The sequence below is a fragment of the Ignavibacteriota bacterium genome (genome assembly GCA_019637995.1).
Classification (GTDB): Bacteria; Bacteroidota; Ignavibacteria; order Kapaibacteriales; family UBA2268; genus JANJTB01.
In genome coordinates this window covers 1-26634 of record JAHBUQ010000003.1, presented here as the reverse complement: position 1 = coordinate 26634, position 26634 = coordinate 1, and the positions used below count along the sequence as shown (strand labels likewise).

General features: G+C 34.7%; 15 protein-coding genes. 7 read left to right on the top strand and 8 right to left on the bottom strand.

Annotated elements, in window-relative coordinates:
* Together KF896_12155 and KF896_12150 are read left to right on the top strand one after the other, a co-directional pair.
* Positions 1-3339: a S8 family serine peptidase gene (locus tag KF896_12155; GenBank protein MBX3044463.1), complete on the top strand. Its 3339-nt coding sequence runs from the start codon at positions 1-3 to the stop codon at positions 3337-3339.
* A gap of 60 nt (positions 3340-3399) precedes the next feature.
* Positions 3400-5853 (top strand): carboxypeptidase-like regulatory domain-containing protein, encoded by a 2454-nt coding sequence (locus KF896_12150; protein ID MBX3044462.1) that lies wholly within the window; start codon positions 3400-3402, stop codon positions 5851-5853.
* 4 nt (positions 5854-5857) lie between these two features.
* Here the strand turns inward: KF896_12150 and KF896_12145 are convergent, their stop codons facing one another.
* From KF896_12145 to KF896_12110, 8 genes are read right to left on the bottom strand one after another with little or no spacing between them, the layout of a single operon-like run.
* A complete protein-coding gene (locus tag KF896_12145; GenBank protein MBX3044461.1) occupies positions 5858-7210 on the bottom strand; it encodes an MFS transporter in 1353 nt (450 codons plus the stop codon).
* 16 nt (positions 7211-7226) lie between these two features.
* Entirely contained in the window at positions 7227-8204 is a 978-nt protein-coding gene (locus KF896_12140) for a hypothetical protein (GenBank protein ID MBX3044460.1), read from the bottom strand.
* A 49-nt stretch (positions 8205-8253) separates the two neighbouring features.
* Positions 8254-8760: a hypothetical protein gene (locus KF896_12135; protein MBX3044459.1), complete on the bottom strand. Its 507-nt coding sequence runs from the start codon at positions 8758-8760 to the stop codon at positions 8254-8256.
* A gap of 19 nt (positions 8761-8779) precedes the next feature.
* On the bottom strand, positions 8780-9784 hold the full coding sequence (hemH, locus tag KF896_12130; GenBank protein ID MBX3044458.1) for a ferrochelatase: 1005 nt from the start codon (positions 9782-9784) through the stop codon (positions 8780-8782).
* A complete protein-coding gene (gene hemG, locus KF896_12125) occupies positions 9777-11162 on the bottom strand; it encodes a protoporphyrinogen oxidase (GenBank protein ID MBX3044457.1) in 1386 nt (461 codons plus the stop codon). The genes hemH and hemG overlap by 8 nt, the downstream gene beginning before the upstream one ends.
* A gap of 1 nt (position 11163) precedes the next feature.
* A complete protein-coding gene (hemN, locus tag KF896_12120; protein ID MBX3044456.1) occupies positions 11164-12567 on the bottom strand; it encodes an oxygen-independent coproporphyrinogen III oxidase in 1404 nt (467 codons plus the stop codon).
* Complete coding sequence (locus KF896_12115; GenBank protein MBX3044455.1) at positions 12533-13759, bottom strand: MFS transporter; 1227 nt, start codon at positions 13757-13759, stop codon at positions 12533-12535. Before KF896_12115 ends, hemN begins: the two co-directional genes overlap by 35 nt.
* A 6-nt stretch (positions 13760-13765) precedes the next feature.
* On the bottom strand, positions 13766-15925 hold the full coding sequence (locus KF896_12110; protein ID MBX3044454.1) for a TonB-dependent receptor: 2160 nt from the start codon (positions 15923-15925) through the stop codon (positions 13766-13768).
* A gap of 374 nt (positions 15926-16299) precedes the next feature.
* Between KF896_12110 and KF896_12105 the strand changes: the two genes are divergently transcribed.
* From KF896_12105 to KF896_12085, 5 genes are all read left to right on the top strand, one after another.
* Positions 16300-17199 (top strand): hydroxymethylglutaryl-CoA lyase, encoded by a 900-nt coding sequence (locus tag KF896_12105; GenBank protein MBX3044453.1) that lies wholly within the window; start codon positions 16300-16302, stop codon positions 17197-17199.
* 121 nt (positions 17200-17320) lie between these two features.
* Positions 17321-20761: a PAS domain S-box protein gene (locus tag KF896_12100; protein ID MBX3044452.1), complete on the top strand. Its 3441-nt coding sequence runs from the start codon at positions 17321-17323 to the stop codon at positions 20759-20761.
* 28 nt (positions 20762-20789) lie between these two features.
* Positions 20790-21161 carry a response regulator gene (locus tag KF896_12095; protein ID MBX3044451.1) on the top strand — a complete coding sequence of 124 codons (372 nt, stop codon included), beginning with the start codon at positions 20790-20792 and terminating at the stop codon, positions 21159-21161.
* A gap of 262 nt (positions 21162-21423) precedes the next feature.
* Positions 21424-22203, top strand: a complete 780-nt coding sequence (locus KF896_12090) for an rRNA pseudouridine synthase (protein MBX3044450.1) — start codon at positions 21424-21426, stop codon at positions 22201-22203.
* A gap of 306 nt (positions 22204-22509) precedes the next feature.
* On the top strand, positions 22510-26634 hold a 4125-nt coding region (locus tag KF896_12085; protein ID MBX3044449.1), incomplete at its 3' end, for an IgGFc-binding protein.

Genomic DNA, 26634 nt, shown 5'->3' with positions numbered 1-26634 from the left:
TTGAGACGTTATGGTTTGATATTTGTATTTATTTTACTTTCGACTCAATATCCAATATTTGCCGAAAATTATTTTATTGAAATGAAAGGCAGAAAAATTTCTGGCAATTATTATGAGCCTCTAAAAAGATTTGAAGTTCGAAGAAGTCTTGATGATACGTATTCGAAAAATAGTTTTTTTATCAAACCAGCTAATTATCTCTCTGAATATGATATCAATAAAATTTTGAGTCATTACCTTGCTGAAGGCGGATTTGTTGATTTAAAAATAGTTGATATTGAAACTCCTTTCAGCAAATTTTTCTCCAATAATTTACTTTCAAAATCCCATAATACGATTGAGAATATTTATAGAATTAAAATTTCAGTTAAATATGATATTTTTGATATTTGTAAAATACTGAATGAAGTTCCTGATTTTGAGTATGTTGTTCCGGAATATTTTTATAAAATATCGGAATATATTCCAAACGACCCTGAAATTCAGCGGCAGTGGGCTCTTGAAAAGTTGAAATTATTCGATGCCTGGTCTGTATCCCGAGGCAATGGTAGTAAATTGATTGCAATTGTTGATTCAGGAACTGATTATCTACATGAAGACTTGTTCTCACAATTATGGACTAATCCCAACGAAATACCCGATGACGGCATTGATAATGATGGAAACGGTTTTATTGATGATGTGTACGGTTGGGATTTCGTAGGCGATATCAATCACACTGAAGCAGTAAACGGACAGTTTAAAGAGGATAATGATGTTATCCCTAAATTCACAAGTAATGACCATGGAACACATGTTGCGGGATTAGCAGCCGCAAATTCTGATAATTCTATAGGAATTGCTTCAACTGGATTTAACGTCAGATTTCTTCCGGTTAAAATTGGAGTTGATAATCTGACTTTATCACGTAATGTCTATCGCCCTTATGAAGCGCTTCTTTATGCTGCTTCTTTGGGTGCAGATGTTGTTAATTGCTCGTGGTCAAGTAGAATTCACGACCCTTTAGCTGAAGATGTTGTCTCTGAAATAATTTCAAGGGGAACTACAATAGTTGCTGCAGCTGGGAATGAATCATTTTGGACTGATTATTATCCATATTATCCATCGCAGCTCAATGGCGTGATATCGGTTGGTTCTGTAAGCGATAGTGATAGACTCTCAAATTTTTCTAATTATGGTGTCAATATTTCTTGCTTCGCTCCTGGTGTGTCCATTTTATCTACAATTAATGGTGATAAGTACTCCGGTAAAAGTGGCACTTCTATGTCATCGCCACTTGTTGCAGGTATAGCTGCAAATATTAAGCAGATATTTCCTAATTTTTCACCATTGCAAATAGCTAAACAAATCAGAGCTACTGGTGATAAAAATATCAGTACTTCTCAGGATTATTCTCAGGTAAATGCTTTGAATGCTTTCCGTAACAATAATCCTGCTTACACTCAGTATAAGAATCAGGGTTTGGGAATAGAAAATATTTTTATTGACAAAAGTGATGCTATCAGAAGCTATGGCGTAACAAAAATTAAATTGTTGATTAGAAATTATCTTTCCGATTCTAAGCATTTCAAATTAATTCTTTCGGCTAATGATAACTATTTTCAAATAAATCCACCGATTATTGACTTCGAACCGATGAATTCAAACGAATTGAAAGAAATTGAAGTGGAATTTATTCTTCAGGAAAACTGTCCTTGGTTTGATGGCAGAGCATATATTATGGCCAGTTTTGAATCTGAAGATTATTTAGAAAAAGAATTGCATCATATACCTGTAAAACTGGAATCAAGTAACAGGTTTTTGCTTGCTAATATTTTTATGGAAGATGTTGATTTGGGCTGGTATGACGCAGAAACAGCCGGCAATTTTGATTTCTGGTCTGTTGGATATGATTTCGCATCCAAGAAAGGTGCTTTATATAATTTCGGCAAGCTCAACAGGCTCAGTAGTCCTTCAAATGATACATTAGTAGCTGTATCAGCATTCAATGACAGAATTTTGTCTGTTGCAGCTAACGGCAGAAACTCAGATGTATCTATACTGAATTCTACAAACAGCGGAGCAACTTTTGAAAAACTTGATGTCAGCCCGATGTTTAAAAATATTCGTGGATTAAAAAGATATTCTATTGATGATATTATAGTATATGGTTTGGGTCATCAGGATTTTGGTGAGATTTATTATAGTACTGATGGCGGGAAATCGTACATGAAATCATCATCAAATTATCAGATGAAATCGAATGAAATATTTACCAGCAAATTAGTTGCTAAAAATGGATTTTCTTATTTAGGTACAAATTTCGGAACAATTTTATCTTCAAATGATAATGGGAAGAAATGGGTTTTGTATTCAAATAAACCTGACTTTCAAGTACAGTTTATTGCTCCTTTGAATCACGATACTTTGTTTGTATTAAATAAATTTTCTGAATATCGGAGTATATATTTCATAACTGATCAAGGTCAAAATTTCGAAAGAATATTTCCACTAAACCTAAATCTTGATAATGTAATTTCAGTATTTGTACCGGATAGTTCTTCAGGATTATACTTGTTTTCAGAGTATGGAAAATTATATTACACAATTGACTTTGGCAAAAGTTGGGAGCCTGAACTCAGTTATCATTATAAGTTTCATAAAATTCATACTGCAAAATTATTCCAAAATGGAATGAAAGGCAGAATCTGGATGCCCGGAATTGATATTAATTATCTTGACTTTGATATTCAGCCTCTGAATATTATCAAAGATGTGAGAATAGCCGGAAAGACTGAAATTGATTTTGATACTGTTTATATCAATAAATTCTCTGAGGAAATAATATTCCTTCAGAATTTTGGTAATTCCAGAGCTGATATTTTATCTCAAAAATTAGCAATAGGCACGGAGTTTGAGCTAAGCAAACCATTCAAATCAATTATCTCTGCTGGTGAACTAATCTCGGCAGATATAAAATACAAACCTGAGACAACAGGATTGCATAGTGATACTCTTTTTATTACTACAACCGCCGGATATGATACTCTGAAATTTGCCTTAAAAGGCATTTCAGTTGACCCTGCATCTGTTTTAGAATTAAATGGTATTGAAAGTCTTAAACTAATAAATTCAACAAACGAAAGAATTATTTTTACACTTTCTGGAAATTATAATTCGGCTGTCTCATTCAAATTATTCGACTTAAATGGCAGAATAATCATTGATTACGGAACTTTTTCAAATAATTATGATGGTAGTTTAATAGAATTAAGCTTGAACAATATTTCATCAGGAGTATATTTATTGAAAGCTATTTCAGGTGAACAATCCGGTACCTACAAAATTATAATATATTGATTATTTGAATAATCATCATATCAATACGTCAATAAACTTTTATTGAAGCTAATATCTTGCATGAGAGTTTTTTTAATATCCTTAATATTATTTCTGCTTTTCAGCAGCAGCCAACTATTTTCAATTGGACTATCGGCTAAAAAGGATTCAAGTTATATATTTTCAGGTGTTGTTTACGATGGTGAAACCGGAAGCACCCTGAGAAGGGTAACTGTTCGAACTGCCAATCTGGATATCGGAAAATATACTGATTCTAAGGGGAATTTCTCTCTGAAATTGCCTGAGGGAAGCCATACCATTTTATTTTCAATGGTAGGTATGAAAACTGAAATTGTTGAAATTGAGCTTACAAAAGATATTACAGATTATAAAATAATTCTTGTTATCAATCCGGCTATGACAGGAGATGTTCTGGTTATTGCTGAAACAGCAGCTGAGAGATTGATGCGGAAAACTATCGAACAAAAATTCAATTCTAAGGATTCAATTCAAACTTACAAATATTCTTTATATACTAAATTCGTAGCTTCTGCTGATACCACATTTGCCGGAAGAAGCGATAATGAGTCTGATACTACAATTCTATCAATATTTGAATCATATTCCAATGGTTATTATAAATCGCCGAATTTGTATTATAATGAAATAACTCAGCGACGTCAATCTGCTAATGTGCCTGCTCAAGCAAATTTTGTAACTTTCGGTACAAACATTAATGCATTTGAAGATTATGTCCGGCTTGTTGGAGATGATGTAGCCACGCCTTTTCATCGCGATGCTCTTGATTTTTATGAATTTACTTTGGATGAAAAATTTGTGGATGAAAGAGACAAATCAGTTGCAAAAATTATTTCAACCCCAAAATCAAATCAGAGAAAACAATTCACAGGTTTTGTGCTTATAGATACTTTACGATTGATACCCAAGTACGTCGATCTTACTCCGAATATTGCAGTCAAACTGCCTTTTGAGGCAGTATTGTTTTATAAGCAATCATTCGATTTTGTAGATAATAAATTTGTAACCCCTTCTTATCTGAATATTTATTCAAGCGTAGATGCAGGTTTTCTCTGGGTAATTTCTCCAAGAGTGGATATTAAAATTGAAACATTTGCTTATGACTATGAATTTAATACAGAAATACCTTCGAGATATTTCAATAGAAAACGGGTAGATGCATCGAAAACTGCCGATAAGTTTGATACTTTATTCTGGAAAATGAATGAAGTTATTCCCCTAACATCAGATGAAGTTTATGCTTATGATGCTATTGTCCGGGTTAGAGAGAACCCCGATTCCGCTCTTTCACAAGGGTTTTTCGGAACTTATTTTGGACCAATTAACCGCCAGATTGCAAAACTTGGAAGACCTCCTTTCACAGGTTGGCAAGATATTTTTCGTTATAATCGAATACATGGTTTAAATCTTGGTCTTGGTATGCAAGGCGATTTGAGCAATTTTCATTTAGCTTCAGGTAGAGTTGGCTATGGATTTGCCGATAAAAGACCTGCCGGATCGCTTGAGATTAAGCAGTTTTTTGAGGAAGAACGTATGTTTGCCTTCACCGGCGAAGTGTTTTATGATATTAGGAGAGCTGATAATCCTCATGTGGTTAGAAATGAGGCTATAACACTAACATCATTATTTTTTAAAAATGATTATGGTGATTATTATTACGGTCAAGGAGTTAAGATTGGATTTGAAGCGGGTTTAGGGCAATTGAGATTTATACGCAGAAATATTTTTGATCGCCCTAAGACAATTAAACTTTACTTTCTCCATGAAAAGCAAACAAATGCTATCCAAAATTCCGACTTTTCAATTTTTAATCGCAGTTCGGTTTTTAGAGATAATCCACAAATAATTGAAGGAACAGAAAATTCTATAGGGTTTGAAATCAATTACAATTTCTCACCAATCAGGCGACTTTCTAACTTTGGATTTGGTATCACGGGACAGATTTCAGACCCGTCAATTTTTCAATCTGATTTCTCTTATCAAAGGTTTACCGGGACGTTTAATTTGCGAACCAAAACAATGCCACTTTGGAGAATTGATATGCGTCTAAGTGGTGGATTTGCAATAGGTGAGCTTCCTCCACAAAGGTATTTCAGCCTTGAATCCGCAGTTTCCGGATTTGCCGGGAATTCATTCCGTGGAATGAATGTTAAGGAATTTTATGGTGATAGATTTGCTTTCATTGCATTTGAGCACAATTTTGGTGAAATTATTCCCGGTGTTCTAAGAATTCCCAATGTTGCTTCTTTTGGACTTGAGTTCATAGTTTTCGGAAATATTGGTTACAGCGAGTTTACTGAAAATTCAATTTTCACAGATGTTGAAAGGGATTATTTCAGAACTAAAACTACTGCTTCAACACCTGACGGCTATTACTACGAAGCCGGATTGGGAATAAATCAAATTCTAATTTTTCTACGCTTCGATGTATCAGCAAGATTTTCACAAAGTGATGTTCCCAAGTTTTTCTTTACTTTGAGTGCGGCATCTTTTTAAATAATTACTCCCCACGCTTTTTTAATTTGAAAGCTGCAAATACAATAGCAATTCCAACAAAAATAAGTAAGCCTAAAGCTGTCTGAAATCCTGCAAAGCTTGTCCCGAAACTTGCAATTACACCACCGAGTAGTGCAGCTGATAAAATTTGACCTGTACTTGTGGATAGTGTTACAACACCTTGCCCAACAGCTCTGTGGTCACGCTCGAGTTCATTGTTTATGATATATCTCAGAGGTGCTCCAAGGAGAAAAGCAAGCCCCATTCCAAGAAGGCAACCCCCTGCATAGAAACCGGCAAGACTATCGGCAAATAATGTTAGCAGCAAAAGCGAAATTGTAGAAGCAGAGGTTCCAATTAACAAAGTAAATCTTGGTCCCTTCTTATCAATCAAAAAGCCTGAGAGTGGCGCTGAGAAAAACATAGCAGCCACCATCGGAAGCAGCATAAAGCTGGCATCAGAATCGCTCACATTGAAGTTTAATTTTGCAAGAGCCGGTGCGTACATCGCTGCAGCTTCGCACATACCTGCACCAAAGCCGATTATATATGCAACAAGAAGTTGCTTTTTCTTGAAAAGCATGATGTCAATTATAGGGTTTTCAGCTCGTATTTCTGCATTCCAAAATGCAGGTACGAGTACAATGCTGATAAGTAAAAATGGCAGTACATCCAATGAAAATATACTTTGTGAGAAATTATCAGCCTGAATACTGTTGATTCCTAAAGAAAAGGACGACAAAATGATTGTTAGTAGTAACAACCCAAGAAAGTCAAATTTTCTTGAGCCGGGACTTGCAATTTTTGGAACTAAAATAAATGCAAAGAATATAATCACAGCCGCAATTGGTAAATTGATGGCAAATATCCAGCGCCAGTCATACATCAATAGAAAACCGCCCAATATCGGTCCAAGTATAAATGCCAAGCCAAACACTGTTCCAATTAGTCCTAATGCAATTCCTTGCTTATCTTTTGGGAATGTGTCGCCAATTACAGCAGAGGCTACCGGAAATATTCCGCCTGCTCCAAATCCCTGAACACCTCGTCCAATTAGCAAAGTAAGGTAATTTGGGGATATGACAATCAAAATTGAGCCAATTGCAAACAGTAGTACATTTATAATATAAATATACCTTCTTCCGTAAGTATCAGATAATTTTGCCATAATTGGTGCTGAAAGAAGGTGCATAAGAAGATAAATATTGAATACCCAGGATGCTTGTCTAATGTCTATACCATATTCAAACTTGATTGCGGGCAGTGCAGGTCCAATGACGGCGATATCAAGTGCCCCCATTAGTACACCGGCAAATAACAGAGATAATAATTTTTTATTTGGAAGATTTGATTTCATTCTTTTTTTATTTTATTTATTCGGTTTCTGTTTCATTAGCATCTGGTATAGTAAACTCTTCTATATTAAATAATTTTACTGCTGCCCTGATTATATGCTCAAGGAATACCATACGACTGTCGTCATCAAAAAATTGCTCTTCAGTTTTTAGTGGTAATAACCCTTCTTGAGTAATTGAATATAGTGATAATGATAATTCTGCACCTTTATCTGTTTTGTGTAAATTGCCTGAAACATAATAATCTACAGCCATTTGATATAATGCTTTGATTTCATGCATTGTTGGTGGCGAGTAATTTTCAGCTATATGAAAACCGAATATTTTATAAACAGAATCACGTGTTTCAGTATCATATACTACATAATTATTTGAAAATTTCAAAATGTCAAATACTGTTTCGACTGCTGCATAAGAGCTGACTACCTTGTCAAGATAAAGCTTCCAGTCATCCTGATTTTCACCTGAAAATGCTATTGGACCTATGACTAATGTAGGTAGTGGTTTGACATTTAACTTCAGACTATCAATAACAAAATGGTTCGAATCCGCAATTGCAGATGCATAAGCTCTCTGTAATGAGCGAAGAAGTGCCGGGTCATAAATCAAATCTCCTGTGCTTGCATCTGTATATTTAAGATTGTCAAATCCTGAACCAATCAAATCAGGTTTAGATTTATCTGTTGATTTAAGTGTAATTTGCGAACGTATAATATGCTTTAAAATATTAACCTGAGCAATTGCTATATAGTCAGCATCATATTCCTGAGCAATTTCATTTACCTTCTTATTAGCATATTCGGGATTGTCAAGGGATTTGTTTATTAAATAATTTAAACTAATATAGTTATATCTATTTGACAACTTCATCAATATTGACATTGCAGCATCAAATTTCTGAGGATTAAGCGGAGTTGGGTCACCGTTAAATTCAACTTTACCGTATAGCACAACAGGCTTTTCTTTAGATTTTGTGGAACTGCAGGATATTATCATAATTGAGAATATCGAGGTTAGAAAGCAGATAATTATAATCCGTAATAATTTATTGAATTTTGTCAAAATCAATTTTCCTCTCCTTATAATTATCATATTGCTTAATTTGATTAATTGAATTTAGCACTGTTTCTATTATCTTTTTCGAGAAACCTTTTAATTTTATAAGTTCACCTGAATTTGCAGCTTTTTCAAGCTCAACAATATTGCTTAATTTAAGTTCTGAAAAAATTTGGTTGACTTTCTTAGGTCCTAATCCTTCAATTTTAAGCATATCCAGGAGTGATTCAGGATATTCAGCCTTCAGCTTTTCATAATAATCCATCTTACCGTTTAGAATATAATCAGTGATTTTTTTGTTCAATGCATCACCAATGCCATTTATTCCTGATAACTTTTGCTCTTTTACTAACTGTTCAATATTAAAATCATTACCTTTCAAAATCTCAGCAGCATTTGAATATGCAGAAAATTTGAAATAACTCTCACCTTTGATTTGAAGCAAAAGTGAGATATTCTCTAATATTTTAATTATTTGATGTTTAATATCATTCATAATTTAATTTGAAATATGATTACGATTTCACAAGTTCTGATAAAAACTTAGCGAAACTATCATTGTCATTAAGAGAAGGCACCATATCCAGGACTTCGCCACCATTTTCTCTGAAAAGCTGCCCGTAATCATTTTCTAATTCGATGATTGTCTCAAGACAGTCAGTTGTAAATGATGGAGCTATTATCAGTCCGCGTTTCATACCTTTCTTTGCATAATCAATAATTACTTCATCTGAAAACGGTGTAACCCAATTCTTAGTTAATCTTGATTGAAATGACGTAATTGTTTTTGATTTATCAATATTCAGCTTCAATATTAATTTTCTTGTAGTTTCATAGCAGGTAGCTTTATAGCAATAAGTACCGTGATTGGGAAATTCATCTATGCAATTGCATGATTTATACTCAATATTTGGATGAACGCTATCAATATGAGAAATCGGCAAACTATGATAAGTGAACATTATAAAGTCATAAGACTTCAGGTCAAATTTTGAAATGTTTTCAGCAAAGCAATCAATAAAGCCCGGATGAGCATAAAATTGCCCGATAACTTTAATATTTTGAATTACATTTTTCTTCCGCATTTCCTCATAAATAAGCTCCACAACTGTTCCACTTGTTGAAGAAGCATATTGCGGAAACATCGGAACGAAAATTAGTTCCTCATAATTTGATAATTGAGCAGATTTCAGAAGTTTTTCCAGACTTGGTGAGCCGTATCGCATAGTATTGAATACATCAAAATTTTCGCCCAGCTTATCTGACAATTTAGCCCTCAAACTTTCTGAGTGATAGAGCAGGGGAGAACCCTTGTCATCCCAAAGCCGCTCATATAATTTTGATGATTTTGAAACTCTGAAAGGCACAATTATTAAATTCACCAAAATTTTTCTTAGTAGCCATGGGTAATCAATTACTCTTTTATCTCCTAAGAATTCAAGTAAATATCTGCTAACATCACTTTTTTTTGGGCTGTCCGGAGTTCCTACATTCGCGAGAATTACAGCTTTTTTACCCATTATGACTCCCGATAATCTGGTCGCTTAACTGCTTTGCCTGAGCAATTCTGTCTGCCATTCCAATACCATTTCTAATATTGCCTGCTAAATAAAGCCCCTGATATTTATTTTCAAGATATTCAATTTGTTTAAATCTCATTCCGGAACTTTCTTCATATTGCGGTATTGCTTTTTCATATCGGAAAATTTTGAGAAAATCGGGTGCCGGATTTTCCGGTTTAAGCATATCATTTACTTCAGATAAAGCAATGTTTTTAATATCTTCATCAACCATTTCATAAATATCGGGTCGTCTCTCACCACCCATAAAAACGGACATCAAAGCACCTTTCTCAGGTGCCCTTTGCTTGAAAATGGATGATATGAATAAAATTCCCAAAATATCCCTTTTCTCCTTGCTCGGAACAAGCCCGCCGAACGCTTTTAGCTTGATTCCTGTCCAATTTCTGTAGCCGATTACTGCCTGAACGACTTTTGTATATTTAAGATTGATTATTTCTGAAATTTCATCTTCTTTTATTTCAGGGAAAATATTTGATATTGAATACCCTCCCATTGATGTAACAACAATATTACTTTCGAGTTCTTGCTTAACACCTTTCTGATTGTAAGAAATTTTGTAGGGTTTTCCGGCAAGTTCGACTTTCAAATCATGGCAATTGGTTTCAATATTATCATCATCTATGTAGTATTTCAGAGCATCAACTAAATTCTGAAGCCCAAGTTCCATAGAAAAAACTTCCCTTGAGACTTTTTTAAGCTTAGGGTCTTGCTTCTCAAACTTTTTCCTGATTGCACCACCAATAAAACTGCCATAATTCTGCTCCAAATTATACAATTTTGGAAGGGCATATTTTGTAACAAGTTTATATGGATTTCCGGCATAAATTCCGGATATAAAAGGGTCAACAGCATAATCAAGAAAGCTTTGTCCCAGTCGCCTCACAACTAATTCCGCAATTGTTTCTTCTGGATTTTTACCTTTTGGCTTTAACGGCTCAATAAGTAGATTTAGCTTATCTTTCAAAGTAAATAATTCTGTTTTTATTCCGGGGATAATGCCTGCCGGGAGTGAGTGCCATTTCCCGCCTTTCCATATCCAGCGGTCTTTGGCATCCGGATTAGCAATTTCTGGCGTAACAATACTTTTTAAATCCTCGAATAATTCCACTGCTTCAATTGTTGAAATTATTCCGGAATTTGGTCCTGTTTCATATACAAAGCAGTCTTCGGTAATTGTTCTGATAACTCCGCCTGTATATTCCTTTTTTTCTAAAACCTTGATTTTCAGTCCGGCTTTTTTTAAGTAATATGCCATAGTCAGACCGGTAAGTCCGCCGCCTAATATTACTGCATCATACTTTTTTTCGTCATTCATATCAAACCGATTTTGAATATTTTCCTTCCTTAGATTCGAAATTTGGGTCTATTGCTGCGGCAATATTTCTAATGTAAAGCACACTCGTACCCAAAACCTCGAAATTATCTTCATTAAACTTTATCAAATTATCATTAACAAAGACGTCTAAGTTCTCTTTTTTATATTTTAAAATTGATTTGATTTGTTCAGTATTTGTAAAATTTTCTGAATTTAAAACTCTGTTCACATTTTCAGTAATAATTTCCCAGTTGATAGCTTTATTGCACATCAAGTAATTAATAACTTCGCGAATTATCCTTTCCTCATCAGAAAGAGAGTAGAATTTTTTAATTGGAAAATTTCCATTTGAGAGCATTTTAATATATTCATCAGTTGTTTTTACATTCTGAATATATGATTTGTCATACTGCGAAATAGATGACATCCCAAAAGCATAAACCTGTCCGGTTGTTCTGCGTGTGCAATACCCCTGAAAGTTACGGTGCAGGTCTGAGTTAATTGCAGCTTCATATAGTTCATCACCTTGAGCTACATAATGGTCCATTCCGATTGGTAAATATCCCTTGCTTTCCAAAAATTCAAAAGATGTTTCAAACATTTCGATTTTTTCAAAAGGGTCAGGTAAACCAAGTTTTTCTAAATATTTCTGTTTGGTATTAACCCATGGAACGTGAGCATAAGAAAAAGTTACAAGCCGGTCTGGTTTAATTTCAACAGCTTTTTTCATTGATTTCATAAAACTTTCTACAGTCTGTCCGGGAAGTCCGTAAATGAAATCAAGATTGATTGAAATATCCGAATTTTTATTCCTAAGATAATCGAAAAGCTCTTCAATTGGAATTAGCGGCGGCTCTCTGTTTGAATTTTTCAGCACCTCTTCATCAAAATCCTGAATGCCAAAACTAATGCGATTAAATCCAATATCGAGCAAATCATCAAGATATTCAAAACTTATATAAGCCGGATTACACTCAATAGCAATTTCAGGATTTTCAATTTCTGAAAATTTTGAGCGGATATTTTCAACAATTTTTCTTAAATATGAAGTTTCAATTGCATTCGGTGTGCCTCCACCAAAATGTATTTGGGATAATTTTCGATTTCTGTCAATATGCTCGGAAACCATGTCAATTTCAGAAATGACTGCTTCAACATAATTGCAAACATTATCCTTTTTCTTCAAAAGCAGCATATTGCATCCGCAATAGTGGCACATCTTACTGCAAAAGGGAATATGAATATATGTTGAAATATTTTGAGGAGTTCCAAAATTAGATTCTTCAATATATTTTATGTATTCCTCATTTGAAATACCTTCACGAAAATGTGTAGCGGGAGGGTATGACGTGTATCGAGGAACCGGCTCGCTATACTTGCTCAGCAATTTCTTTAGGTTTTTCATTTTCGTACAGATGATTTCTGAATATTAAAATTATCATAAAAGTAAGCATCACAAGCCCAACTTCGATATAAAATAGCCCGCGATAACCAAGTGCGTCTGCAATTCTGCCACTCTGAGTTGCAATAATTATACTTCCCAAATGTGTCAAAACAATTTGTAAAGTAAAGTCCGTACCTTCTTTTCCGGGTCTGACTCTGTCCATAGCAGATGTGTAAATAACGACAGTCGAAAGTCCGTAAGCCATCCACAATACAACAATTCCGAAGTAGATAAATGAGCTGTGTACCGGCTGGAATGTTATACACACAAAGAATAAACTGATAAATAAGCTCACCGACAGGAACATCATATAAACTTTTACCCGGTCATAGCGTTTGACTATCCATCCCGCTGCAAGAGCCGACAATGCACCAACCGATGTACCAATAATTCCCACTACGAAACCAATATCCCTTGCATTAAAACCAATATCAACAAGATATGGTTTCAGCATTGTCAGAATACCAATAATACCGGAATAGAATGTAAGGAGAAGCAAAATATGCCCAAGAATTTTCTTTTGCTTGAAGAATGAACCCACATCTTTGAGAGATGCTTTTGACCGTTCTTTCTTTTCGATTTGTCCGTTCTTCTTGAAAAAATATAGTGGAATTACGGCTATAAGTACAAATATTGAAAGCCCGAATAATAGTAGTTTCCAACCGTAATAATGATAGAGTACAAGTAAAAATCCGCTTCCAACAAGAGTTCCTACGAAGCTTCCGGCACTTTGCATGCTATTGCCAAATCCGCGTTCAGATTTTTCTAAAAGCAGTATTGCATAAGCATCGGTTGCTATATCCTGCGTGGCGGAAGCTACAAATGCAATTATTACAAGTATTATAATAAGTGTGAAATCGAACTGAAGACTTAAAAAACCTATACTGAAAATTATAATTGCATAAAATAATTCAGATATGAAAATCCATTTTCTGTAGTCTGACGTTGTGTTTGAATTTCTGTCAATTACAGGAGCCCACAGGAATTTTGCAATCCAAGGGAGTTTGAGTAGCTGAAGCATAGCAATTGATTCCAATGAGTAGTTTTCCTGACGCATTATCACAGGGACAATGGTCGAAAAAAAACTCATTGGAATCGCTTGTGCAACATATAATGAAAAAAGAACCGAAAACTTCTGAAAATTATTTTTTATCATCTCTTAAAATCTGGCTGAAAGACGAATACCAAACCTCTGAGGTTTGCCGCGTTGAACAAAATCACCACCTTTCCATAAAACGCCCACAGCGGGATGATTTACCTGGTTGGTTCTGAAATAAAATGAAGTGAAATCTGTGTCAAGAATATTTCTGCACCAGAAATCAAGACTAAAATATTCTGTCATTAATGACACTGTACCATCAAGAATACCGAAAGTTGCCTGTGAAATATTATTTGCCTCAGTCCAGTAATGTTCCCCGGTCATTCTGTATAAACCGTTTACCCTAATCCCTTGGAAAAAGCCGTTTCCACCGAATCTGAAAGTCTTACTTGCCTGAGCCGACATTGTAAACAGTGGTACATAAGGAATTCTGTTGCCATTGTAATTCAGAGTTTCAGAGACTTCATAAGTTTCAAATCTTGCATCTGTATATCCAAAGCTTACTTGTGCGTCAAAATCATCAACCGGAGTAGCCCGCATACTGAATTCAACACCCTGACTTGTGGATTTTCCTGCATTTTTAAGCATAGAACCCCTTCCGCTTGGAACTAATTGATATATTTGCTGGTCCTGCCAGTCAATATAAAATACTGCAAAGTCTGCATATAACATACCATCAAGAACGCTTACTTTCATACCTGCTTCATAATTCCAGCTATGCTCGGGGTCGAAAGTCAAATCTTCAGGTCTTTCAAATGTTGAGTTAAATCCACCTGTTTTATAACCTTTTGAAACAGATGAATATATATGAGTGAAATAATTTATTTCATATTTTAATGCAAATTTTGGCATTATCTGAAATGAAGTAAGAGATGGATATACAGTATCTGCTAACTGTCTTTTATTAGTGCCAACTGTCATTGCATTGTAATGGGTTAGTTCATCCTGCTCATAATCAGCACGAATACCACCAATAACCGATAAATTTTTAATAATAAAATTGTTTAGTGTGGACTGATGAAATACAGCTCCACCAAAAATTGCATTGTTATTAATTCTGTTTTGTACTGTATTTACAGGGAACATATCAACCTGCAAACCACTTTCAAAAGTCTGATAAAAACCAAATCCACCAAAGAGCCACTCATAAGTAGGATTATATCTTGATTTAACAATGATTTCCTGAGAAAGCATTGTATGGTCTTGTTCCTGAACTGCGAAGAATATTTTTTCAGGGTCGAAATCCTGGTCAATTGCCTGTTTATCTTTCAAAAATTGTAGCGAAGAAGTTGATATAAGCTCAAAACTTGGTGCATTTATTCTGAAAACAAAAGCATTTGAAAATAAATCTCTGTCATAAGTGCTGCGGTCATTATAATTTACATCCTGAATATCTGCAATGTTTATGACTTTTGAATTTGGGTCGCTGATTTCAAGTCTTGAATATGGATAAGCACCTTGCTTACTGCTTTCAAAACTCGTTGAATTTTCAAATGAGAAATAATCATTTGGCTGATGAATCAAACGAAGTCTTGAACTTATTGACTCCATATCATCAACCTGCTGGTCATTAAAACTATTTGTAAAATAACCGCCTTCGCTAATATAGTTCATACTAAGTGAATAACCAAATGAATTGCTAAGTCTTCCGTAATGATTCGCAGAACCATTCAGAAAACCAAAATTTCCACCATTTAATGATACTTCACTACCTGCATGCTTAAGAGGAGATTTTGTAAATACATTTATTATACCACCCATAGTATTTCTACCGTACAATGTTCCCTGAGGACCACGTAGAATTTCGATTCTTTCAATATCAAACAAATCGAAATCAAAAGCGGATTTTTCAAAATAAGGAACATAATCAACATTCAGACCTACTGAAGGTGAATTAATTCTTGAGCCGATACCTCGAATATATACCGGAGAAGTCAGCTTAGAGCCATAATCCGGCATAAAGAAATTTGGTGCGATAGAAGAAAAATCACGTAAGTTCCTGATATTGTTGTTCACAATTTCAATACCTTCAATCAGGGTAATTGAGCTGGGCAGCAATTTAACCTGCATAGCATCTTTAGGTGCCATTACGGTTACCTCATCCGCCTGATACCTTTTGGTAGCTGATGAATCACTGTCAGTTCCTTTTTGTGAATAAACATTAACACTAAGTAAACAGCATATTGCGACTGTTAAAAAAACATTGTATCTAAAAGACATTTTCTGCCTCATTGAAAAAATTCAAAAAAGTTTAATAAAAGTTAGCATTAAAACTAATGTAAAAATAGTGTTTTTTTTTATTTATTGCAAATTATTAATTGTACATATTTATATATAACAATGTTTAATGTCAAAAAACAGATATATTTATCTTATTAAATCCATAATGAATAAAATTAAGTTAATCACGCCAGTTTGACAGTGATAGAAGAATCACTAATTAGTTCAGGTTTTGCTGGTTTTTATTCCAAGCAAATTAAATATTTGCAACAAAATCAATTTTTAGAATTATTTCTAAGTCAAATTGAAAATTTAAACTAAAAATTAATACTTTTGTAAAAATTTATTTTGTATTTATATTAGTAAATAAAATTATGCTTAAAAAAATTAAGATACACGAAGTTGGATTTCGGGATGGACTACAAAACGAAAGTAAGATAGTTGATACTGAAAGAAAAATCAACTGGATTGCTCAGATATTGAATTCAGGAATTGACATTGTGCAAATCGGCTCATTTGTACATCCGGTTAAAATGCCACAAATGGCAGATACTGACACGCTTTTTGATTACTTTTCAAAAATTCCGCATAAGGCATTACTTTCCGGACTTGTACTCAACGAAAAAGGATTTGAAAGAGGTATGAAATGTGGTGTTGAAATGTTTTGTATGGGTGTATCGGCAAGCGAGACCCACAGCCAAAAAAATACGGGCATGAGCATTCAAAAAGCCACAGATGTGATTATTTCAATTGCAAGAGAAGCAGTTAATGCAGGAAAAGTTGTGCAGGTCTCTGTGCAAAGTGCATTTGGTTGCGGATTTGAAGGCAAAATTCCGGAGGAAAATGTTCTGATGATTGTGGGAAATTATCTTGATGCCGGTTTAAAAAATATATCTCTTGCTGATACTGCAGGATATGCATATCCTGAGCAAGTAAAAAGATTATTTTCTTCAATTAAGAGAATTGACGAAAGTTCGGTTCTGACAGCTCATTTTCATAATACTTACGGTCTTGGTTTAGCTAACTGTTATGCAGCGATGTCCGAAGGTGCGGAATATTTTGAGACTGCTTTTGCAGGACTTGGCGGATGTCCCTTTACTAAAGTTGCTGCAGGCAATGTCTCTACAGAAGATTTTGTACATTCACTGAACCGAAATGATGTTAGAAGAGACATAGACCTGGAAAAAATACTAAATGTTGCTGATTCTGCTCAGGTTTATTTTGAAAAGGAAAATCAAAGTTATTTATCAAAAGTAGGAAGATTAGGATATTAAATACTGAAAATCATCAAAAATTTATAGTTTTTAATTGTTATTTACTTTTTTTTCTTTGTAATAACAGTAAAATTAGTTACGTTTGATTATTGCAATATAAAAATGTTGAAAAATATAAATTTTGACAGAATTTAATAAAATATCGAAGAGTGATTTTTTCAGAGTAAATTCCGAAAATGAAGTTGATATTGATTTCTTGACCAAGATAGAAATTGATAAAACGAATAATTATAGTTCAAATAAAATTGAAAATATAAGATTTACAGATTTATTCGATATAAACGAATTGCAGAGCATTCAGGATAAATTCGCCGCAGCTACAGGAGTTGCTTCAATAATAACAGATACAAGCGGTGTACCGATAACAAAACCGAGTAACTTTTGTCGCTTGTGCAAGGATATAATAAGAGGAACTAAGAAAGGGTATTATAACTGCCGTTGCTCTGATGCTATTATTGGAAGATTTAATCCTGAAGGACCAAATATTCAAAAATGTCTGAGCGGCGGGCTTTGGGACGCCGGAGCAAGCATATATGTTGGTGAGAAACATATTGCAAATTGGCTCATTGGTCAAATCAGGAATGAAAAACTTGATTATAATGAAATAATTCAGTACGCCGATGAGATTGGTGCAGATAAAATTGAATTTCAAAATGCTTTTGAAGAAGTAAAAGAAATGTCGCTTGATGAATTCAATAAAATTGCAGATTTTCTGTACAATTTTGCAAATAATATCTCCAAAACAGCATACCAGAATTATATTTTAGCTCAGCTTGTTGAAGAAAAATACCAAAAAGAAAAATTAATTAAAGAGAATGAAGATAGGCTGAAACTGTCGCTGTCTGTGACTAATCAGGGGCTATATGATTTGAATATTCAGACGGGTGAAGCAATTGTTAACGATGAATACGCTGAAATGCTTGGATATGACCCTAAAACATTTTGTGAAACAAACAGCTTCTGGATTGAAAGGATGCATCCTGAAGATAAGGACAAATGTTTCAAAATATTTACCGATTATATTCAGGGAAAAATTGCAGAATATAAAGTAGAATTCAGACAGAAAAAAAGAAACGGCGATTGGATTTGGATTTTGTCAGTCGGTAAAATTGTTGAATATGACCCTGATGGAAAGCCACTAAGAATGATTGGCACTCATAACAACATTCAGGAAAAAAAGAACTATGAAAACGAAATCCAAACAAGTCTTCAGACTTTGTCTGATGTTGTTAGCTCAATTCCTAACGGATTATTTGTATATCAATTTAATGAGCCTGACAGATTAATTCTGATAGACGGCAACTCAAATGCAATTGAAATTACAGGTATAAAATTAGCATCAAATATCGGAAAAGAGTTCGATGAAATATGGACAAATGCAAAACGAACAGGATTAAAAGACAAGTGCTTGTCAGTAATACGAAATCAGGTAAATATTGAAATAGATTCTTATGAGTATTACGATAAGAATTTGTCCGGAATATTTCGAATAAATATTTTCCATATTCCAGGAAAACGCATTGGAATTGTTTTTGATGATATTACAGTGCAAAAGCGAAATGAAATGGCGTTGAAGGAAAGTGAAGAGCGATACAGAATGTTAGTAGAGAATCAGAATGAATACGTTGTAAAAGTAAATTCTGATAATAAATTTTTGTATGTCAGTCCATCTTACTGCAAGTTGTTCAACAAAACTGAAGAAGAACTTCTGCATAATTCATTTTTCCCTTTGGTGCATCCAGATGATTTAAGTCACACTCTTGCAGAAATGGAAAAGCTGACCCGCGAGCCTTATAGCTGTTATGTTGAACAAAGAGTGATGACCGGAAAAGGCTGGAGATGGCTTGCATGGTCAGATAAAGCTATTACTGATAATACTGGTAAGATTTCTTATATCATCGGTGTCGGAAGAGATATTACTGATAGAAAAAATGCAGAGGTGGCACTTGAAGAAAAAAATGAACAAGCTTTATTGCTGAAGGATATTGCATCCGAGCTTTCTGAGATGACCTCAAAAGATATTATTACACAATATATTAGCGACACTATCAAGAAAATCACTAATTCCGGGCTTGTAATATTTTCAGAGTATAGCGATACAGAAAAATGCCTGATTTCTAAACATTTTTTAGCTGAGGATTCTTTACTGAAATTAGCCGCAAATCTTATGGGTAAATCAATCAAAAATTTCAAAACTCCAATTAGTCCGGCTGTTTATAAGGAAATTATTTCCTCAATTACACATTATGCCGATACATTTACAGAGATTTCAGGTGGCGTTGTTTCGCCCACAATTGATAAAGCGATGAAGTTGATTTCTGGTTTTTCGCACTTTCATACAATTGCATATGTTGTTGATAAAAAGTTATATGGTGTTACACTTTTTGCTTTGAAGGATAATCAAAAAGCACCTTCTGATGAATTTCTTAAATCATTTGCACATATAACTGCAATTTCTTTAAGGCGTATGCAGGTCGAAGAGAAATTTAATATAATTTCAAGAGGTATTGAGCAGAGCCCTGCATTAGTTGTAATAACAAATAGCAAAGGAATAATTGAGTATGTAAATCCAAGTTTTGTTAGCGTTACCGGTTATGAGGCGGAGGAAGTTATTGGGAAAAATCCAAATATTTTAAAATCAGGCAATACTCAAAATTCAGTTTACATGGATTTATGGGAAAATTTAAGAAATAAACAGCAGTGGACAGGTGAATTTCATAATAAAAAGAAAAATGGTGAGTTATTCTGGGAATATGCAGTAATCTCTCCCATTTTGAATGACAATAACGAAATAACTCATTTTATAGCAGTCAAGCAAGATATTACAGAGATGAAGAAAATGACTGATGATTTGATAGAAGCCAAAGAGCAAGCTGAGGAATCAGATAAATTGAAAACAGCATTTCTTCAAAATATTTCTCATGAAATCCGAACTCCTCTAAACGGAATAATTGGTTTTACTCAATTATTAAAACTTCCTGAAGTTCCAAATACTGAGAGGATATATTATGCTTCAACTATTCAAAAAAGTGGCAAAAGATTGCTTGAGATTGTAAACAATGTAATGGAACTTTCCAAAATTGAGACAGGACAGTCTGTTGTTAAACTTGAAAAAGTAAATATTACCAGTCTGATTAATGATTTATTCGTTCTTTTTAAATATTCAAATCATAATGAGAATTTAGAATTTAAGCTAAATATTCAGGACGAAGAAGTTATTCTAAACACAGATGAACTTAAACTTAATCAAATATTAACTAACCTGATTGGAAATGCTGTCAAATTTTCGGAAGTTGGATTTATAGAAATTGGCTTGAAATTTGATAATGCTTATATAATATGTTGGGTTAAAGATACAGGATGCGGTATCAGTAAAGAAATGCATGAGAAAGTATTTGAGCGTTTTTATCAAGGCGATACAAGTATTACAAGAGGATATGAAGGTGCAGGGCTTGGTTTAGCTATATGTAAAGCATTTACCGAGCAGTTAGGAGGATACATTACATTAGAATCCGAAGTTGGAATGGGTTCAGAATTTAAAGTTTATTTACCAAGAGAATAATAACATTAAAATTTAAAGGTTTGAAAAAATGAGTACGAAGAATTTGGTCTTAATAGCAGAAGACGATGACATTAGTTATCAGTTCCTGAACACTGTGTTCGGTCGGTTTAATGTGCAGTGCATTCGGGCAAAGAATGGTACTGAAGCAATTGAAATGTGTAAAACAAATCCCGATATCAATCTGGTTATGATGGACATTAAAATGCCTAAACTCGACGGGCTATCAGCAACTAAAGAGATTAAGGCATTCAGACCTGAATTAGTTGTTGTGGCTCAGACTGCTTATGCACTTAATAGTGAAAAAGCTGAACTTCTTCGTGAGGGTTGCGATGATTATATATCCAAACCCATTGATATGGATTTGCTGGTAAATATCGTAAAAAAATATTTGTCATTCTGATTTAAATCAAGATAAGAATTAGGATTATTGTTAACTGTGCTGATTGTGAATATATTCACAAAATATCAGTGCAGTCATATATATAATGTTAGAATTTGGCAATTAAAATTTGCTGAATAAAATAAAATTGAAAATACTTCCCAAAAAACTCCATTATTACTAAAAAATAATTTTATATGTGAAAAAAAATAACGAATTTTGTATGTTAATAAATAGCATATTATTTCACAGAAATTTCAATTAATTGATTAAGAATAAAAAAATAGTTAAAAGAAAGTCTGAAGCAAAGAGCAAGACAAAAAATGCTGATAGCAAATTATCCAATGCTCCGGTTCGGATTAATAAATTTTTGGCTGATGCTGGTGTTGCATCACGCAGAAAAATTGATGAGTTGATACTTGAGGGTGCAATTAAGGTCAATGGACAAGTTGTAGAAGAACCGGGAATTAAAGTCACTTCATCTGACTTTATTACTGTTAACGGTGACCCTGTTAAAGAAATTAAGCATGACATTTACATTTTGCTTAATAAACCGAAAAATGTTATCACTACCACAAGTGATGATTTTGACAGAAAAACAGTATTGGATATTGTCAGAAAACATGCGAGAATATTTCCGGTTGGAAGACTTGATAGAAATACGACAGGTGTTTTGCTTTTAACAAATGACGGCGAGCTTGCTTACAGGCTCACTCATCCGAAATTTCAAATTGAAAGAACTTATAATGTCAAACTCGAAAGAGAATTAAGTTCCTTGCAAGGAAGGCTGATTTCTGAAGGTCTGACACTTGAAAATGGCGATGAAACAGGTGAATGTGAAGTTTTCATTCATCCTGATGATAAGACAAAAGTGATGATTACAATTAAAGAAGGTAAGAATAGAGAAGTACGCAGGATTTTCGAGCATTTTGGTTACGAAGTCAAACAACTTGATCGAAAAATTTTCGCAGGTTTAACTTGCAAAGGTTTGGGCAAGGGTGAATACAGACATTTGACACGTCAGGAAGAGCTTGCAATTAAACGACTTACCGGAATGTTGTAAAAAAATATTAAAAAAATTGAAAAAAAAAGTACTTTTTTTGATTTTTTTTGTAGCAAAATTGAAGTTTATGTGTCTATATATATAGAGACACAACAAAAGTTATAAAAGTTTTTAAGAATTATTAAAAATCTGAGCCGAATCAAGCAAGATTTTATATAATTGTACTTCGTTATAAAATTTCTTTAGTGTTTTAATTTTTATGTTCTTACAATTAAATTAATCAGGCTTGGTGAAAACCTAAGCCCTGATTTCGAGTGGAAACCTATAAATATTTTGTTTATTTTTAATTTTTTTAAGAGGTTTGTTATGAAAAATTACTTTACGAAGATTATGTTAACGATAGCATTGGTGCTGTCTTTGACTGCTTTTAATCTTCAAGCTGAAGATGATGCTAAAGTAAAGAAAGATTTGAAAGAAAATCTACCTTACTTAATGGGCACAAATAATGCCGGTACATTATTCTATTTGGCATTTCACCCATGCTGGGAAACAAACTCCCAAGGCAACGCCCTTAGGATTTATGTATCTTCGGCAGTAGCAACAACTGTAACATTAGAAATCAAAGGTCTTGGTATCTTCCGCCAGAAGCAGACTGTACCAAACGATGTAATAGATTTCATGCTCACACCTTCAGAAGGTCAGCCTTATACAAAAACTGACCGCGTTCCGCCTCTTCCGGAACAAATCTGGGAAGGAAGAGCAATCAAAATTTCCGCAGATGATCCGATTATTGTTTATGGTGTAACCAGATTTTATGCTACATCAGATGGTTACCTTGCACTTCCTGCAAGTTCACTCAGCAATAACTATCAGGTCTCTTCATACGCAGACCCTACAAATAATACATTCCAGTGGCTGAATAGCTTCACAAGTATTATCGGTATTTATGAAAATACAAGAGTAACTTTCAGAATGGGTGGTTGCGAAAGCTGCTTCGCTCTTAAAGAAGATGGCACATACCTTACTTTTAACCAGACAATCAGACGTACTCTTAATGAAGGTGACGTTTGGCTTATTCCGGGCATCGGACCTTTTAACGACTTATCAGGTTCAACTGTAAAAGCAAATAAGCCTATTAACGTTATTTCCGGTAACTTCTGTGCATATATTCCAACTCATATTGCAGCATGCGACTTTATTATTGAGCAGGAAATGCCTGAAAATATGTGGGGTAACAAATATCATGTTACTCCAATTCACACACGCAAGAATTACTCTATTATAAAAGTATTTGCAAAGAAACCTTTTACAACAGTTAATTCTGATGGTAATCCGTGGCTTTATATTGCGACTCCGGGTGGTGTTGCTGGAACAGGACATATAGAATCTCGTGCCGGTGTAATGAATCCCGGTGATGTAACTCCAGCTCCAATCGAAGTATCATCTGACGAAGCTATCAATGTTGTTCAGTTTAATCCCGGTTCACAAGATGACGGTATTGAAAATGATCCATTCCAGCTTGTTCTTACTCCAACTCAGCAGTATCAGAATGAAATCGTATTTAATACTCCTGGTATCCGTGGTCAGTATGGTTTCAAAAATAACTTTATCAATATAGTTTACAAAGCTACTATTGACGGTGGTATTCCTGAAGATATGATGTGGGCAGAAGTTGTTGACGGTAATTTCCGTTGGATTCCAATGTCATCATACTCAGGTAATCCCGGTCAGAGATTCTTCACAACTGAAGAAGACGGTCGCCATTACCGCTCAAAATTTATGAAATTACCTTACGATGGTGTATTCCGTATCAAGGCAAATGATGGTTTTGCTGCCTATGCTTATGGCTCTGACTATTATGACTCTTATGGTTGGCCTACATCTGTAGCAGTTGCTGACCTTGAAACGCCTGACTCACTGGCTCCTTATGTTGAGTTTGCTAAAGATTGTGGTGGCGACGTAGCAGGTTATGTTCTTGATGAACCAAGAATTGACCCGGAAAACCGCTCAAACTTAGGTTTGGTTTATATGGCAACCGATAACAGCTATAACTACAGATTTGACTACGACCCGTTTGTTGCCGGTACCGACCCAAGAACAAATTGGAGACTAACAGTTCGTAATGCGGCACTCAATGCACAAGCACACCTTGTATTTATGGATAGAGTTGGTAACAGAACTGATACAATAATAAATCACTTTGCTATCAGCCCGAACATGTTCCCATACTACAATAACTATGGAACTTTCAAAGTTGAAAATCCAAATCTTGAAAAATCATTTACGTTTACTGTTAAGAACGACGGCGATAATCCTATTCCATCAAGTTATGATATATTTGTAATACTTGATTCAGATCAGGAAGAAGGAAAAGCAGGCGACATCGTGACATATCAGAATTTTGATTTGGTTGATGTTAAAGACGTTAACTTTGCACCAATGGCTGTTGGTCAGGAACGTAAGTTCGATGTTAAATTTACTGCACGTGCAGAGGGCTCATACCGTGACTCAGTTGGTATTAAAGTAATTGATAGAAATACCGGTGAAGTTTGTGTATTCCAATATTTTGCTGAAGTAGTGGCTTTTGTTGGTAATCCATATATAACTACAGTTGACAGAAACTTCTACGAGCAAGTTGTAAATAACAGAACAATTAAGTACGATCTTAAAGTAACTAATCCAAATACCGGCGATTATATTGCAACAACTCCTCTCGTAATCAATGGTATAGAATTATCCGGCGATGAAATTGGCTTAACCGGAAGCGATGCTGTATTTGAAATTGATGGTTTAAACAATATTTCTCCTGCAAATCCAATTGTTATTGCTCCTGGCGAAAGTCATACTTTCTCAGTTAGCTTTATGCCTAAAGAAGTAAGAAGCTATCTTTCAAGAATTACTTTCATCGCTGATGCTGATATGCCTAAAAACTTCTCAGTTTTAGAAGGTGTTGGTATTCAACCCGGCTTGCTTGTAAATGGTGATAACTGGGGTGAAAGACTTGTTGACCCGAATTCTTATGTTGAAAGAGGCGGAACATGGGATTATACTCCTTATCCATCTCCAAATGGAGCGATTGTTCTGACAAATGACGGTTCAGCTCCTGTTACTTTACGTCTTCCTGAAATCGTAACTGATGAAACCGGTGTAGGATTTAAAGCCGTGCGTGGTGGTAATCTTGCTTCACTCACAGCTCCGGGTGTTCTTGCTGATTTATTCCAGAATAAAACAATTCAACCTGGTGATAATTTAACCGTTCCTGTATTCTTCGACCCTAAAGTTGAAGGTCCTCACCAGTTAGTACTTCGTTTCCCAAGTGATGCAACTGATGCTCCTACTTCTACTTTAGTTGGTGTTGGTGTGCTTCCAAGAATCGAAACTATAGACTTAGACTTTGACCAACGTATTGTTGGTTTGGGTAGCGAAACAAAAACATTTACATTTACAGCTGTTGATTGGCAATACGATTATCCTGTAACGATTACTGACTTTGTTGCTCAGGCATCTAATGCAGCTACTACAGTCAGTGAAGCTGACGGTAACGGTATTTTACGCTGGGATAGAGATAATATCCGTGATAAAGACGGTAATGTTGTAACTCTTCCTTTTACTCTTAATCCAAATGATTATTTAACAATTTCAGTTGAATTCGAACCTACCAATGCAGGTATATTCGAAGCTACTTTCACAAGTGTCAGTGATGCTCAAAGAGAAGCTACTTCAATTTGGACTGCATCAGCAATTGAAGTTGGTACAAGTGTAACAACAGCCACTGCAACTACTTGTTTGCTATCACCTGTTACTCTACGCCCAACAATTACCAATGATGGTTCAGTTGATTTAAGAATTCTTAACATTGCGATCGAAAGCAATAACCCGGGCAATATCAATTTTGGTGATTTTGTTGTACAGAATCCTAACTTTTTACTTACTCCGGGCGCTAACGAAGAGATATTAATTATCTTTACTCCGACAAAAGATTATAACAACACAGTTTTAGATGTTGTTATTACTACTGATTCACCTACTACACCAGAAGTAAGAACTACAATTACTGTAACAAGTACTCACGTTGTACAGCCTACATTCAGCCGTGTCGGTATCGGTGGCGTTCCAAACGAAACATCAGTTCAGGTTGACCCGGGTGAAGGCGATGCCGTATCTTATTCAATAGCTATTAATACTGCTAATGCTGTTCCACTTGCTGAATCAATGATTTTTGAAGCACGCGTTACTTATAGTAAAGACTTTTTAGGCTTAAGCTATGTTGACAGAAATGCTAAAACCGCTAAGATTCAAATTGGTGCAGGTTTACAGCAACTTGGATGGCAGATTGCAAGCTGGGAAGTATTAAGCTTCGACCAGGCAACTAATGAAGAAACAATTTCGATTATCTTTACGGGTGCTTCACCTATAACAGGTTCACATGGCAACTTAGTAATCGTTAATATTCTATTTGATTCATACTTGCCTTGGTACAAAGACAGCGAT

Coding starts and splice junctions, on each gene's coding strand:
- hemG (MBX3044457.1), bottom strand. CDS start 11,162: ATGAATGACGAAAAAAAGTATGATGCAGTAATATTAGGCGGCGGACTT.
- hemN (MBX3044456.1), bottom strand. CDS start 12,567: ATGAAAAACCTAAAGAAATTGCTGAGCAAGTATAGCGAGCCGGTTCCT.
- KF896_12145 (MBX3044461.1), bottom strand. CDS start 7,210: ATGAAATCAAATCTTCCAAATAAAAAATTATTATCTCTGTTATTTGCC.
- KF896_12095 (MBX3044451.1), top strand. CDS start 20,790: ATGAGTACGAAGAATTTGGTCTTAATAGCAGAAGACGATGACATTAGT.
- KF896_12105 (MBX3044453.1), top strand. CDS start 16,300: ATGCTTAAAAAAATTAAGATACACGAAGTTGGATTTCGGGATGGACTA.
- KF896_12140 (MBX3044460.1), bottom strand. CDS start 8,204: ATGATAATATCCTGCAGTTCCACAAAATCTAAAGAAAAGCCTGTTGTG.
- KF896_12135 (MBX3044459.1), bottom strand. CDS start 8,760: ATGAATGATATTAAACATCAAATAATTAAAATATTAGAGAATATCTCA.
- KF896_12150 (MBX3044462.1), top strand. CDS start 3,400: ATGAGAGTTTTTTTAATATCCTTAATATTATTTCTGCTTTTCAGCAGC.
- hemH (MBX3044458.1), bottom strand. CDS start 9,784: ATGGGTAAAAAAGCTGTAATTCTCGCGAATGTAGGAACTCCGGACAGC.
- KF896_12110 (MBX3044454.1), bottom strand. CDS start 15,925: ATGTCTTTTAGATACAATGTTTTTTTAACAGTCGCAATATGCTGTTTA.